The organism is Leifsonia sp. NPDC056665, from assembly GCF_042791795.1.
Classification (GTDB): Bacteria; Actinomycetota; Actinomycetes; order Actinomycetales; family Microbacteriaceae; genus Leifsonia.
In genome coordinates, this window is sequence record NZ_JBHTXK010000001.1 from 462,820 (window position 1) to 475,255 (window position 12,436).

The window sequence follows — 12,436 nt, forward strand, 5'->3', positions numbered from 1 at the left end:
TGCCTAGCGCTGTCGGTCGTAGCGGGCGAAGCCCACCAGGATGTCGCGCTGGATGCCGAACATCTCGCGCTCCTCCGCCGGCTCCGCGTGGTCGAAGCCGAGCAGGTGGAGGATGCCGTGCGTGGTCAGCAGCAGCAGTTCTTCCTGCAGGGTGTGGCCGGCGGTCTCCGCCTGCACCTGCGCGACCTGCGGGCAGAGCACGACGTCTCCGAGCAGCCCGGCGGGGGCCGGCTCCTCCTCCGTGCCGGGGCGCAACTCGTCCATCGGGAAGCTGAGGACGTCGGTCGGGCCCGGCTCGTCCATCCACTGCACGTGGAGCTGCTCCATCGCGGCCTCGTCCACCAGCACGATCGCGAGCTCGGCGTCCGGGTGCACGTGCATGATGTCGAGCGCGTAGCCCGCCAGCCGCTGCAGCGCGGACTCGTCGACCTCGATGGAGGACTCGTTGTTGATCTCGATGCTCATCGTGTCGGGCCCTGTCGTTTCGGGAGGTGGTCGCGCGGCCCGCCGGCACGGCGCTCGGCACGGTTCGCGAACTCGCGGGCCTCCTCGCGCTCGTACTGCCGCGCCTGCTGCTTGGCGTCGAACTCGGTGTAGGCGTCCACGATCCGGCCGACGAGGCTGTGCCGCACCACGTCGTCGCTGGTCAGCCGCGAGAAGTGGATGTCGTCGATGTCGTTGAGAACGCGCGTCACCAGCCGCAGGCCGCTCGCCGCGTTCGGGAGGTCGATCTGCGTGATGTCGCCGGTGACGACCATCTGGGAGTTGAAGCCGAGCCGGGTGAGGAACATCTTCATCTGCTCGGGCGTGGTGTTCTGCGCCTCGTCCAGGATGATGAAGGAGTCGTTGAGCGTGCGACCGCGCATGTACGCCAGCGGCGCGACCTCGATGGTGCCGGCCGCGAGCAGCTTCGGCACGACCTCCGGGTCGAGCATCTCGTTGAGCGCGTCGTACAGCGGGCGCAGGTACGGGTCGATCTTGTCGGTGAGCGTGCCGGGCAGGTAGCCGAGTCGTTCGCCGGCCTCCACCGCAGGGCGGGTCAGGATGATGCGGCTGACCTCTTTGCGCTGCAGAGCCTGGACGGCCTTCGCCATCGCCAGGTAGGTCTTGCCCGTTCCGGCGGGGCCGATGCCGAACACGATGGTGTTGTGGTCGATGGCCTCGACGTACTGGCTCTGGCCGAGGGTCTTCGGCCGGATGCTCTTGCCGCGCGCGGTGAGGATCGCCTGGCTCAGCACGTCGGACGGACTGAGGTTCAGGTCGCTGCGCATCATCCGCGCCGAGCTCGCGACCTCGGCCGGGCCGAGGTCCTGGCCGTTGCGGACCATCTGCAGCAGCTCCTCCAGCAGCGCGCGCGCCGCGGCGACCTGCGCCGGGTCGCCGGCGAGGCTGATCTCGTTGCCGCGCACGTGGACGTCGACCAGCGGATACTGGCGCTCCAGCGTGGTGAGCAGGCGGTCCTGGGGGCCGAGCAGCCGCACCATCTGGATCCCGTCGACGCTCAGGCGCGCCTCGGCCGAACCTCCCGGCGTGGTCGCTCCATCCGGGGTCGTCGGGTCACTCGCTGCCAAGGCTTCCTTCCTCGAGCCCGCCGGAAGGCGAGCCCAGAATGTGCGCGTGGACGTGGAACACGGTCTGCCCCGCGCCGGCGCCAGTGTTGAAGATGAGACGGAAGTCGCCGTCCGCGTGCTCGTCGGCAAGCTTCTTGGAGGTCGCCACCAGCTCCGCGAGCAGCGCAGGGTCGCCGGCGGCCAGCTCCACGACGTCGCGGTAGCGCTCGGTCTTGGGCACGACCAGCAGGTGCACCGGCGCCTTGGGCGCGATGTCGCGGAACGCGATGATGCGTTCGCTGTCGTACACGACGTCGGCCGGGATCTCCCCCGCGATGATGCGCGAGAAGATCGAGCGCTCCCCTGTCTCCATGTGGTCCATCCTATTCGTCCGGTGCGACACCGTAGCGGGCTACCAGCGCCCCAGCGCCGCGTTGAGCACGGCGAGGGCCGAGGGACCCGCTGTCGACGTGCGCAGCACCGTGTCCCCGAGCCGCACCACCTCGGCCCCCGCTGCGCGGAACGCCTCCAGCTCCTGCGGTGAGATCCCGCCCTCAGGCCCCACCACGAGCACCAACGGCCGCCCGTCGGGGCGCACTGCGGTCAGCGCGTCGGTCGCGCCCGGCTCCAGCACCAGCACCCGGTGCGTCGCCGCCAGCGCCGCCACCTGCTTCGTCGTGGCCAGCTCGCCGACCTCCGGCGTCCACGCCCGGATCGACTGCTTGCTCGCCTCGCGCACGATCGCCGCCCAGCGGTCGCGGCCCTTCGCCACTTTGGCGCCCTCCCAACGCGACACCGACCGGGAGGCCGACCACGGCACCACCGCGTCCACCCCGAGCTCGGTCGCGGCCTGGACGGCGAGCTCGTCGCGGTCGCCCTTCGCCAGCGCCTGCACGAGGGTGATCGCCGGCTCGGCGCGCGGGACGCGCTCCACGGCCTCCACGTCGATGGTCAGCTCGGTGCTGGTCGCGACCAGCACCTCGCCCGAGGCGACCAGGCCGCGGCCGTTGCCGATCAGGACGCTCTCGCCCGGGCGCGTGCGGTTGACCGTCGCGGCGTGCTTGGCCTCCGCGCCCGTCAGCGTCAGCCGGGCGCCCACCTCGACATCGGCGAGGTCTTCGCGCAGGTAGAGCGAGCTCATCGTCGTCCCGTCAGAGGTTGAGGAACCGGTCGCGGAGCTTCGCGAAGAGGCCCTGCTGGAAGCGCGCGAGCGACGGATCCGGGTTGTGGTGCGTCTCGGCGAACTTCTTGATCAGCTCCTTCTCCTTGTGGTCGAGCTTCGTCGGCGTGACCACCTGGATGCCCACCCGCAGGTCGCCGCGGCCGCTGCCGCGCAGGTGCGTGATGCCGCGGTCCTTCACCGAGACGATGTCCGCGCTCTGGATGCCGGGCTTCAGCTCCAGGCGGATGTCGCCGTCCAGCGCCTTCAGTGTCGCCGTGGTGCCGAGGATGGCGTCGGTCATCGACACCTCCAGCGTGCAGAGCAGGTCGTCGCCGTCGCGGCTGAACACGTCGTGGTGCTTGACCTTGATCTCCAGGTACAGGTCGCCGTTCGGGCCGCCGGCGGGACCGGCCTCGCCAGAGCCCGGCATCTGCAGCCGCAGGCCCGTGTCGACGCCGGCGGGGATGTCCACCGGCACCGAGCGGCGCGCGCGGACGCGGCCCTGGCCCTGGCAGGTGACGCACGGCGTGGCGATGACGGTGCCGTAGCCGCGGCAGCTCCCGCACGGGCTGGAGGTCATCACGTTGCCGAGCAGCGAGCGCACCGACCGCTGGATGCTGCCGGTGCCGTGGCAGATGTCGCAGGTGACGGGCGCGGTGCCGGGCTGGCAGCAGGAGCCGCCGCAGGTCTCGCAGACGACCGCGGTGTCGACGTCCAGGTCGCGGTGCGTCCCGAAGACGACCTCGTCGAGGTCGACCTCCACGCGCAGCAGGGCGTCCTGGCCGCGCTCGCGCCGGGAGCGCGGGCCGCGGGTGGCGCCGCCTCCGCCGCCGAAGAACGTCTCGAAGATGTCGCCGAAGCCGGCGAAGTCGCCCGCTCCCCCGGCGCCGCCGCCGAAGCCGCCGGAGCCGCCCAGGTCGTACTGCTGCCGCTGCTGCGGGTCGCTCAGGACGTCGTAGGCGTGGGTGACGAGCTTGAAGCGCTCCTGCGCGTCGGAGCTCGGGTTGACGTCCGGGTGCAGCTCGCGCGCGAGGCGGCGGTACGCCTTCTTGATCTCGTCGGGGGTGGCGTTGCGGTCAACGCCGAGGACTTCGTAGTGGTCGGCCACGTAAGGCTGTTCCTTCTGTTCGGTGCGTCGGTGTTCGGAGTTCGTGGGGTCAGTCGCCCAGGAGGCGGGAGAGGTAACGTGCAACGGCGCGGACCGCCGCCATGTTCCCCGAGTAGTCCATTCGGAGCGGGCCGAGCAGGCCGACGCGGGCCAGGTCGGAACCGGAACTGTAGCCGCTCGACATGACCGAGGTCTCGGTCAGGCCGATGACGGCGTTCTCGCGGCCGATGCTGACCGCGACGCCGTGCTGGTCGAGCGCCATCTCGTCGAAGAGCCGCAGCAGGACGACCTGCTCCTCGATGGCCTCCAGCACCGGCGTGATGGACCCGGGGAAGTCGGTCTCGGTGCGCGCCAGGTTGGCCGCGCCCGCCATGACCAGCTTGTCCTGCCGGTTGGCGGCGATCTGGTCGAGCAGGGCGCCGGCGACCGGCGCCACGAGCGCGCGCGTGCGGTCGGTCAGGTGGCCCGGGAGGTCGCGCAGCCGCACCGCCGCGTCGGCGAGCGAGAGGCCGGCGGCCGCACCGTTGATCGCGCCGCGGATCTCGGCGATCTCGGCGTCGTCCAGCTCCTCCTGCAGCTCGATCACGCGCTGCTCGACCGCGCCGGAGTCGGTGATGAGCACGCTCAGCAGCCGCCGGGAGCCGAGCGCCACCAGCTCGATGTGCCGGATGCGCGAGCGCGCCACCGACGGGTACTGCACCAACGCGACCTGGTTGGTGAGCTGCGACAGCAGCCGGACCGTGCGTGACAGCACGTCGTCCACGTCGACCGACTGGCCGAGGAAGGCCTCGATCGCGGTGCGCTGCGCCGCCGACAGCGGCCGGGCCTCGGCGAGGTGGTCGACGAACAGCCGGTAGCCCTTGTCGGTCGGCACCCGGCCGGAGGAGGTGTGCGGGGCGACGATCAGCTCCTCCTCCTCGAGGAGTGCCATGTCGTTGCGGATGGTCGCGGCCGAGACGCCGAACGCGTGCCGCTCCACGATGCTCTTCGAGCCCACAGGCTCCCGCGAGGCGACATAGTCCTGCACGATGACGCGGAGCACTTCCAGACTGCGTTCCGAGACCACGCGAACCGCCTCCTGTCGTCGCTTCGGCACCCGAGGATCGAGCACGGGAGGACATCGCGCGCGCTGGCACTCGATGAACCTGAGTGCTAATCATATCGCGTCGGCGTGGGAGGGCGGTCATGACGCGACACGGATCATTTACCGCGCGGCTCCCGAGCAGTACCCTGTGCGCACCGGCTCAGGTAAGCCCCCGCAGCCGCCCACGAAAGGGTTCTCCTCATGTCAGACCCGAACCAGCCCGCGGCCGACGGCCAGGGCGAACAGCCTCCGCAACAGCCGTACGGGCAGCAGCCTCCGGCACAGCCCTATGGGCAGCAGCCTCCCGCGCAGCAGCCTCCCGCGCAGCAGCCCTACGGAGCCGCACCCGGTCAGCCCGCCGGAGCGGTGCCTCCCCAGCAGCCCTACGCGGCCCCGGCCGGTCAGCCCGCCGGCGCCGTCCCGCCGCCCCAGCAGTACGCGAGCGCCGCCGCCGCTCCCCTCGACCCCGCGCAGGACAAGCAGTGGGCGTCGTTCGCCCACCTCGGCGGGATCCTGTGGTTCCTGCCCTCCCTCATCATCTGGCTCGTGTTCAAGGACAGGGGCGCCCTCACCAACCAGGAGGCCAAGGAGGCCCTCAACTGGCAGATCACGTGGATCCTGGTCTGGGTCGTCTCCCAGATCCTCGGCGTGATCATCGGATCGTTCACCTTCGGCATCGGCTACCTGCTGTTCAGCCTCCTCATCCCGTGGGTCCTCTACATCGTCAACCTGGTGTTCTCGATCCTCGGCTTCGTGCGCGTGAACAGCGGTGGGACGTACCGGTACCCGGTGAACTTCCGCTTCATCAAGTAGCGCGCCGCAGCCGCGGGACGGGCGGCCGATCCCGGGAAAGGTCTCTCGGCTCCTTCTCAGGATCACCGTCCGCCCCCTAGGCTGGGACCCGTCATTCCCACTCACCGGAGGAGAAACCGACCATGTCCGCAACGCCCCCGCCCCCGCCGCCGCCGCAGCAGCCGCCGCAGCAGCCGTACGGAGGTCAGCAGCCGCAGCTCAGCCCGGCCGACGAGAAGCTGTGGGCGACGCTCATCCACGTCGGCGGCATCCTGTTCAGCTTCATCCCCGCGCTCGTCGGCTACCTCGTGCTCAAGGACCGCGGCCCGTTCATCCGCTCGCACACCGCGACGGCGCTGAACTTCCAGATCACGCTCGCGATCGCCTACGTGGTCGGCATCATCCTGAGCATCGTCGGCATCGGCGTGCTGATCTTCCTCGCCGTGTGGGTGCTGAACATCGTCTTCAGCATCATCGCGGCCGTGCGGGCCAACCAGGGCGCGTTCTACACGTACCCGATCGCGATCCGGTTCCTCAGCTAGCCCTTTCGCTACACCTCGGCGAGCAGCCGTCGCACGACGGCGTCCGCCAGCAGCCGCCCTCGCAGGGTCAGCACCACCGACCCGGCGAGGGCGGCTTTCGCGTCCACCAGGCCGTCGGCGATCAGCCCGGCGACGGCGCGGCGCCCCTCCCCGGTCAGCTCCTCGGTGCGCAGGCCCTCACGGATGCGGGTGAGCAGCAGCACGCGCTCCACCCGCCGGGTCTCGGCGTCGAGCGTCTCGCGGCCGGCGGCGGGCGACTCCCCCGCCAGCACGCGCTGCGCGTACGCAGCGGGATGCTTCACGTTCCACCAGCGCACGCCGCCGACGTGGCTGTGCGCGCCGGGTCCGACACCCCACCAGTCGTGGCCGAGCCAGTAGGCCAGGTTGTGCCGGGAGCGGTGCGCGTCGTCGGTCGCCCAGTTGCTGACCTCGTACCAGCCGTAGCCCGCCGCGCCGAGCCGCGCGTCGGCGAGCTCGTACATGTCGGCCTCCAGGTCGTCGTCCGGCTCCTGGACGGCGCCCGAGTGGATCTGCCGCGCCAGCTTCGTGCCGGGCTCGACGATCAGCGCGTACGCCGACACGTGGTCGGGCTCGCACGCCAGCGCAGCCTCCAGCGACCGCGACCAGTCGTCCAGGGTCTCGCCCGGGGTGCCGTAGATCAGGTCGAGGCTGACCTGGAGGCCGGCCTCCCGCGCCCACCGGACGACGAGCGGGACGCGCTCCGGGTCATGGGTGCGCTCCAGCGTGGCGAGCACGCTCGGCACCGCGGACTGCATCCCGAACGACACGCGCGTGAAGCCGGCGTCGGCCAGCCGCCGGAGGTCGTCGGCGTCGACCGAGTCGGGGTTGGCCTCCGTGGTGACCTCCGCGCCCTCCGCGATGCCCCACGCGTCGCGCACCGCGCCGAGCATGGCGCCGAGGTCGTCGGGTGGCAGCAGGGTGGGTGTGCCGCCGCCGAAGAACACGGTGGACACCTCGCGGGCCGGGACGCCGCTGCGCTCCAGCGCCTCCCGCGCGAAGCCGACCTCCCGGACCGCGTGGCCGGCGTAGTCGGACTGCGCGACGCCGCGCAGCTCGGTGGCGGTGTAGGTGTTGAAGTCGCAGTAGCCGCAGCGCACCCGGCAGAACGGCACGTGCAGGTACACGCCGAAGTCGCGCTCGGCGGCGCCCGCGGCCGTGCTCGCCGGGAGGAGGCCGTCCGCGGGAGCCGGGTCGCCGAGCGGGAGGGGGCCGGGCATCAGGCCGCCCGCGCGGGCAGCAGCGAGCGCAGGTACCGCTTGGTGAACCGCGCCTGCATGGCGCGCAGGACGGGCGAGGTGAGCCGGTAGAACGCGTTGGAGGGCCGGGAGAACGCGCGCAGCACGAACCACACCGTTCCGTCGTCGCGCATCTCGACCAGGAAGGCCTCCTCGCCGCTCTCGGGGTGCCCCTTCAGCGTGCCGTACGCGAACCCGCGCCGGTGCGGCTCGTCGACCACGTAGACCACGCGGCACGGCGCCGACACCTTGAACGGCCCGAACGGAATCTTGAGCACCGCGGTCATCCCGTTCTGGATGAAGGGGGTGCCGTCGTCGGCGAACACGTCCTCCGCCGCCTTGTGCTCGCGCATCCGCTTCGGGGTGCCGTCCTCATCGAACTCGATGCCCTCGTACTGGACGCCGGTGCCCTCGTTGACGTCGGTCACCCGGATGCCGCTGTTTCGCTGCACGCCCCAGGTCATCAGCACGGCCGCCGCGGTCTCGAACCGCTCCTCGCCGCTGCCCAGCCGCACCTTCCGCTCCAGCGGCCGGTACCCCTTCGGCGGATAGTAGAGCAGATCAGCGGCCTGCGTGCCGCCGATGAACCCGTACGTGACGGGCTGGTCGGTGAAGCTGGTGCGGCGCATGGCTTCTATCCTGCGTCAAACGCGCCCCAACCGCGAACCCGGTCGGACAGCGTCCGCTACTTCTTGTCCTTCTTCTCGGTGTCGCCGGAGAGCGCGGCGATGAAGGCCTCCTGGGGGACCTCGACGCGACCGACCATCTTCATGCGCTTCTTGCCCTCCTTCTGCTTCTCGAGGAGCTTGCGCTTGCGGGTGATGTCGCCGCCGTAGCACTTGGCGAGGACGTCCTTGCGCATCGCCCTGATGCTCTCGCGGGCGATGATGCGGGCGCCGATCGCCGCCTGGATGGGGACCTCGAACTGCTGGCGCGGGATTAGCTCGCGCAGCCGGCCGGTCATCAGGACGCCGTACGCGTACGCCTTGTCGCGGTGGACGATCGCGCTGAACGCATCCACCTGCTCGCCCTGGAGCAGGATGTCGACCTTCACGAGGTCGGCCTCCTGCTGGCCGGTGGGCTCGTAGTCGAGGGAGGCGTAGCCTGCGGTGCGGCTCTTCAGCTGGTCGAAGAAGTCGAAGACGATCTCGCCGAGCGGCATCGTGTAGCGGATCTCGACACGGTCCTCGCCGAGGTACTCCATGCCGAGGAGCGCGCCGCGTCGGCTCTGGCAGAGCTCCATGATCACGCCGACGTAGTCCTTGGGCGCCAGGATCGCGGCCTTCACCATCGGCTCCTCGACCTTGGCGATCTTGCCGCCGGGAAACTCGCTCGGGTTGGTGACCGTGATGACCTTCTTGTCCTCGGTGGTCACCTCGTAGACCACGCTCGGCGCGGTGGTGATCAGGTCGAGGCCGAACTCGCGTTCCAGGCGTTCGGTGACGATCTCCAGGTGCAGGAGGCCGAGGAAGCCGCAGCGGAAACCGAAGCCGAGCGCGACCGAGGTCTCCGGCTCGTAGACGAGCGCGGCGTCGGACAGCTTGAGCTTGTCGAGCGCCTCGCGGAGCTCCGGATAGTCGCTGCCGTCGATCGGGTACAGGCCGGAGAACACCATCGGCTTCGGCTCGGTGTAGCCGGGGAGGGCGTCCTTCGCGGGCTTCGCCGCTGTGGTGATGGTGTCGCCGACCTTGGACTGGCGGACGTCCTTCACGCCGGTGATCAGATAGCCCACCTCGCCGACGCCGAGCCCCTTGGACGGGGTCGGCTCGGGGGCGGAGACGCCGATCTCCAGGATCTCGTGCGTGGCCTTGGTCGACATCATCTGGATGCGCTCGCGCGGGCTCAGCTTGCCGTCGATCATGCGGACGTACGTGACAACGCCGCGGTAGCTGTCGTAGACCGAGTCGAAGATCATGGCGCGCGCGGGAGCGTCGGCAGCGCCCACCGGCGCGGGGATCTCCTGCACGACCCGGTCGAGCAGCGCCTCCACGCCCATGCCGGTCTTGCCGGAGACGCGCAGCACGTCCTCCGGTCGGCCGCCGATGAGGCTGGCGAGCTCCTGCGCGTACTTCTCCGGGTCGGCGGCGGGGAGGTCGATCTTGTTGAGCACCGGGATGATCGTGAGGTCGTTCTCCAGCGCCAGGTAGAGGTTCGCGAGCGTCTGGGCCTCGATGCCCTGCGCCGCGTCCACGAGCAGGATGGCGCCCTCGCAGGCGGCGAGCGACCGGGACACCTCGTAGGTGAAGTCCACGTGCCCGGGGGTGTCGATCATGTTGAGGGCGAACGTGCCGCCGTCGGCCGCCCACGGCATCCGCACGGCCTGGCTCTTGATCGTGATGCCGCGCTCGCGCTCGATGTCCATGCGGTCGAGGTACTGCGCCCGCATGTCGCGGTCGGAGACCACCCCGGTGATCTGCAGCATCCGGTCGGCCAGCGTGGACTTGCCGTGGTCGATGTGCGCAATGATGCAGAAGTTGCGGATGGAGGCCGGGTCGGTCGCGGCGGGCTCGAGGGGCTTCAGGGCTCGTGGTGACATTGTGCGCTCATTCTCCCACGAACCGCACCCCGGCCCCCAACCGCCGAGTACGCGCGAAATCAGGCGAAAACCGCCGAGTACGCGGACTGTTCGCGTACTCGGCGGTTGCCGGCGGGTGGGTGGGTCAGGCGAAGCGTTCGGTGATGTGGGGGGCGCCGTCGGCCCAGCGGTAGACCTCGGCGCCGTCGATGACGACGAGCTCGGCTCGGGAGTTGACGTCGAGGGGGTCGCCGGACCAGACGACGATGTCGCCGTCGAGGCCGGGCTTCAGGGCGCCGACCCGGTCGTCGAGACCGAGGAACGACGCCGGGTTCACGGTCAGGGCCTCCAGCGCGGTCTCGCGCGGCAGTCCCTCCTTGACGGCGAACGACGCCTGGTGCACGAGGAAGTTGATCGGCACGACCGGGTGGTCCGTCGTGATCGCGACGCGGACGCCCGCGGCGGCGATGAGCGCGAGGTTGCCGATGGCGCGGTCGCGCAGCTCGACCTTGGAGCGGGAGGTGAACATCGGGCCGAAGATGACCGGGATGTCGCGCTCGGCGAGCACGTCGGCGATCTTGTGCGCCTCGGTGCCGTGGTTGACGACGAGCTTGTAGCCGAACTCGTCGGCGAGCCGGATCGCGGTCGCGATGTCGTCGTGGCGGTGGGTGTGCTGGTCCCAGACCAGTTCGCCGTCCAGGACGCGCGCCAGGGTCTCCTTGGTCAGGTCGCGCGCGAACGGCTTGCCGTCGCGCTCGGCCTCGGCCCGGGACGCGGCGTAGTTCTGCGCGTCGACGAACGCCTCGCGGATGATCATGGCGACGCCGAGGCGCGTGCTCGGCGTCTGGTTCTTGCCGCCGTAGACGCGCTTCGGGTTCTCGCCGAGCGCGGACTTGACGCTGACGGCCTCCTTGATCACCTGCTCGTCGATCGTCCGGCCGCCCCAGCTCTTGATCGCGACGGTCTGGCCGCCGATCGGGTTGCCGGAGCCCGGCTTCACGACGATCGCGGTCACCCCGCCCGCGAGCGCGTCGCGGAAGCCCTCGTCGTCGATGTTGATGGCGTCGATCGCGCGCACGGCGGCCGTGTTCGGCGTGGTCATCTCGTTGGTGTCGTCGCCGGCCGGACCGTTGGCCTCCTCGTGGATGCCGACGTGCCCGTGCGCCTCCACGAAGCCGGGGAGCACCCACTTGCCGCTCGCGTCGACCACCCGGACGCCGTCCGGGACCGTGACCTCCGCCGACGGGCCGAGCGCCGTGATGGTGCCGTCCTCGACGATCACCGTGCCCTTCTCGATCGGGTCTCCGGCGACCGGGACGACGTAGGCGTTGACGATGGCGATGCTGGCACGAGTCATGGGTTCGAGCCTACGCTCCGCGGGAGCGGCGCCGCGGCGGCGGGAATGGGCGCGCGCCTGCTGCGTTGTCCCCTGGCATGACCATTCTCCTGACCGGCTCGACCGGCTACATCGGTTCCTCCGTCCTCCCCCGCCTCCTCGAGGAAGGCCACAGCGTCACCGCGCTCGTCCGCGACGAGGCGAAGGCCGACGCCGTGCGGGCCGCCGGCGCCTCCGCCGTAGTCGGCGACGCGACCGACGTGGAGCTCGTGACCCGGCTGGCGCGCGAGAGCGACGGGGTCATCCACCTGGCCTCCGGCTCTGACGTCGACCCCGAGTTCATCCCGGCCGTGCTGGAGGGCCTCGCCGGCTCGGGCAAGCCGTTCGTGCACACCGGCGGCGTCTGGACGTACGGCACAAACGCCGACATCGCCGAGGACTCCCCCGCGGCGCCGCCGGCCATCACCGCGTGGCGCGGTGCGACGGAGGCGCTGGTGCTCGGAGCGGCCGGCGTGCGCGGGACGGTCGTCGTCCCGTCGATCGTCTACGGTCACGGCGCCGGGCTCGCCCGGGTGATCGTGGACGCGCCGCGGGGCTCGGGCGACGGCGCGCCGCTGCGGCTGATCGGCGACGGCTCGCAGCACTGGCCGACTGTGCACGTAGACGACCTCGGCGCCCTGTACGTGCTTGCGCTCGAGAACGGGACGGCCGGCTCCGTATACATCGGCGCGAGCGGCGCCAACCCGACCGTTCGGGAGCTCGGGGAGCTCGCCGCGGCCGCCGCGGGAGCCTCCGGGGTCGCGTCGGAGACCGTCGCCGAGACCGAGGCGCGACTGGGCGAAGGCCTCACCGAGGCGCTGCTGCTCGACCAGCAGTCGCGCGGCACCAAGGCGCGGATCGACCTCGGCTGGGAGCCCAACGGTCCGTCGCTCGCCGACGAGATCGCGACCGGAAGCTACGCACCGGAGTTCGCGCGCGCCTGAGCGGGCGGGGCTCCGCTCTCCGGCGTTTTGGCGGAACTGTCCTCCGCTGGTAAAGTGGTTTGTTGGCTTGCGTGTGGGTATACCGCACGAACGCCGCAAGGCGCCCTC

The 12,436-nt window shown here is 70.8% G+C and carries 13 protein-coding genes; 3 read left to right on the forward strand and 10 right to left on the reverse strand.

Going from position 1 to position 12,436, the window contains the following annotated elements:
- Nucleotides 1-3: 3 nt before the first annotated feature.
- The 6 genes from ybeY to hrcA are packed head-to-tail and all read right to left on the reverse strand — an operon-like array spanning nucleotide 4 to nucleotide 4,886.
- A complete protein-coding gene (ybeY, locus tag ACFQ9V_RS02090) occupies nucleotides 4-465 on the reverse strand; it encodes an rRNA maturation RNase YbeY (protein WP_345835035.1) in 462 nt (153 codons plus the stop codon).
- Nucleotides 462-1,571, reverse strand: a complete 1,110-nt coding sequence (locus ACFQ9V_RS02095; protein WP_382457519.1) for a PhoH family protein — start codon at nucleotides 1,569-1,571, stop codon at nucleotides 462-464. Before ACFQ9V_RS02095 ends, ybeY begins: the two co-directional genes overlap by 4 nt.
- Nucleotides 1,558-1,923 (reverse strand): histidine triad nucleotide-binding protein, encoded by a 366-nt coding sequence (locus ACFQ9V_RS02100; RefSeq protein WP_382457520.1) that lies wholly within the window; start codon nucleotides 1,921-1,923, stop codon nucleotides 1,558-1,560. The genes ACFQ9V_RS02095 and ACFQ9V_RS02100 overlap by 14 nt, the downstream gene beginning before the upstream one ends.
- A 39-nt stretch (nucleotides 1,924-1,962) precedes the next feature.
- Nucleotides 1,963-2,691, reverse strand: coding sequence for a 16S rRNA (uracil(1498)-N(3))-methyltransferase (locus tag ACFQ9V_RS02105; protein ID WP_382457521.1), 729 nt, complete (start codon nucleotides 2,689-2,691; stop codon nucleotides 1,963-1,965).
- A gap of 10 nt (nucleotides 2,692-2,701) precedes the next feature.
- Nucleotides 2,702-3,820: a molecular chaperone DnaJ gene (gene dnaJ, locus ACFQ9V_RS02110; RefSeq protein WP_382457522.1), complete on the reverse strand. Its 1,119-nt coding sequence runs from the start codon at nucleotides 3,818-3,820 to the stop codon at nucleotides 2,702-2,704.
- Between the two features lie 49 nt (nucleotides 3,821-3,869).
- Nucleotides 3,870-4,886, reverse strand: a complete 1,017-nt coding sequence (gene hrcA, locus ACFQ9V_RS02115; RefSeq protein WP_370053325.1) for a heat-inducible transcriptional repressor HrcA — start codon at nucleotides 4,884-4,886, stop codon at nucleotides 3,870-3,872.
- A gap of 219 nt (nucleotides 4,887-5,105) precedes the next feature.
- On the opposite strand from hrcA, the gene ACFQ9V_RS02120 reads away from it, so the two are divergent.
- The gene (locus ACFQ9V_RS02120; RefSeq protein WP_382457523.1) at nucleotides 5,106-5,717 is read left to right on the forward strand and encodes a DUF4870 domain-containing protein; all 612 of its coding nucleotides are present in this window, start codon (nucleotides 5,106-5,108) and stop codon (nucleotides 5,715-5,717) included.
- Nucleotides 5,718-5,839: 122 nt separating this feature from the next.
- Entirely contained in the window at nucleotides 5,840-6,238 is a 399-nt protein-coding gene (locus ACFQ9V_RS02125; RefSeq protein WP_382457524.1) for a DUF4870 domain-containing protein, read from the forward strand.
- 8 nt (nucleotides 6,239-6,246) lie between these two features.
- Here ACFQ9V_RS02125 and hemW read toward each other — a convergent pair whose 3' ends face one another.
- From hemW to ACFQ9V_RS02145, 4 genes are all read right to left on the reverse strand, one after another.
- Nucleotides 6,247-7,476, reverse strand: coding sequence for a radical SAM family heme chaperone HemW (gene hemW, locus ACFQ9V_RS02130; RefSeq protein WP_382457525.1), 1,230 nt, complete (start codon nucleotides 7,474-7,476; stop codon nucleotides 6,247-6,249).
- A complete protein-coding gene (locus ACFQ9V_RS02135; RefSeq protein WP_382457526.1) occupies nucleotides 7,476-8,123 on the reverse strand; it encodes a DUF1990 family protein in 648 nt (215 codons plus the stop codon). The genes hemW and ACFQ9V_RS02135 overlap by 1 nt, the downstream gene beginning before the upstream one ends.
- A 56-nt stretch (nucleotides 8,124-8,179) precedes the next feature.
- Nucleotides 8,180-10,030 carry a translation elongation factor 4 gene (lepA, locus tag ACFQ9V_RS02140; RefSeq protein WP_382457527.1) on the reverse strand — a complete coding sequence of 617 codons (1,851 nt, stop codon included), beginning with the start codon at nucleotides 10,028-10,030 and terminating at the stop codon, nucleotides 8,180-8,182.
- A gap of 124 nt (nucleotides 10,031-10,154) precedes the next feature.
- The gene (locus ACFQ9V_RS02145; RefSeq protein WP_382457528.1) at nucleotides 10,155-11,366 is read right to left on the reverse strand and encodes an amidohydrolase; all 1,212 of its coding nucleotides are present in this window, start codon (nucleotides 11,364-11,366) and stop codon (nucleotides 10,155-10,157) included.
- Between the two features lie 77 nt (nucleotides 11,367-11,443).
- Between ACFQ9V_RS02145 and ACFQ9V_RS02150 the strand changes: the two genes are divergently transcribed.
- Nucleotides 11,444-12,328, forward strand: a complete 885-nt coding sequence (locus tag ACFQ9V_RS02150; RefSeq protein ID WP_382457529.1) for an NAD-dependent epimerase/dehydratase family protein — start codon at nucleotides 11,444-11,446, stop codon at nucleotides 12,326-12,328.
- Nucleotides 12,329-12,436: the final 108 nt, after the last annotated feature.

What these genes read in the sequence shown, in the direction of transcription:
- ybeY (WP_345835035.1), bottom strand. Translation starts at nt 465, where the DNA reads ATGAGCATCGAGATCAACAACGAGTCCTCCATCGAGGTCGACGAGTCC.
- ACFQ9V_RS02100 (WP_382457520.1), bottom strand. Translation starts at nt 1,923, where the DNA reads ATGGAGACAGGGGAGCGCTCGATCTTCTCGCGCATCATCGCGGGGGAG.
- ACFQ9V_RS02105 (WP_382457521.1), bottom strand. Translation starts at nt 2,691, where the DNA reads ATGAGCTCGCTCTACCTGCGCGAAGACCTCGCCGATGTCGAGGTGGGC.
- ACFQ9V_RS02120 (WP_382457523.1), top strand. Translation starts at nt 5,106, where the DNA reads ATGTCAGACCCGAACCAGCCCGCGGCCGACGGCCAGGGCGAACAGCCT.
- ACFQ9V_RS02125 (WP_382457524.1), top strand. Translation starts at nt 5,840, where the DNA reads ATGTCCGCAACGCCCCCGCCCCCGCCGCCGCCGCAGCAGCCGCCGCAG.
- hemW (WP_382457525.1), bottom strand. Translation starts at nt 7,476, where the DNA reads ATGCCCGGCCCCCTCCCGCTCGGCGACCCGGCTCCCGCGGACGGCCTC.
- ACFQ9V_RS02135 (WP_382457526.1), bottom strand. Translation starts at nt 8,123, where the DNA reads ATGCGCCGCACCAGCTTCACCGACCAGCCCGTCACGTACGGGTTCATC.
- lepA (WP_382457527.1), bottom strand. Translation starts at nt 10,030, where the DNA reads ATGTCACCACGAGCCCTGAAGCCCCTCGAGCCCGCCGCGACCGACCCG.
- ACFQ9V_RS02145 (WP_382457528.1), bottom strand. Translation starts at nt 11,366, where the DNA reads ATGACTCGTGCCAGCATCGCCATCGTCAACGCCTACGTCGTCCCGGTC.
- ACFQ9V_RS02150 (WP_382457529.1), top strand. Translation starts at nt 11,444, where the DNA reads ATGACCATTCTCCTGACCGGCTCGACCGGCTACATCGGTTCCTCCGTC.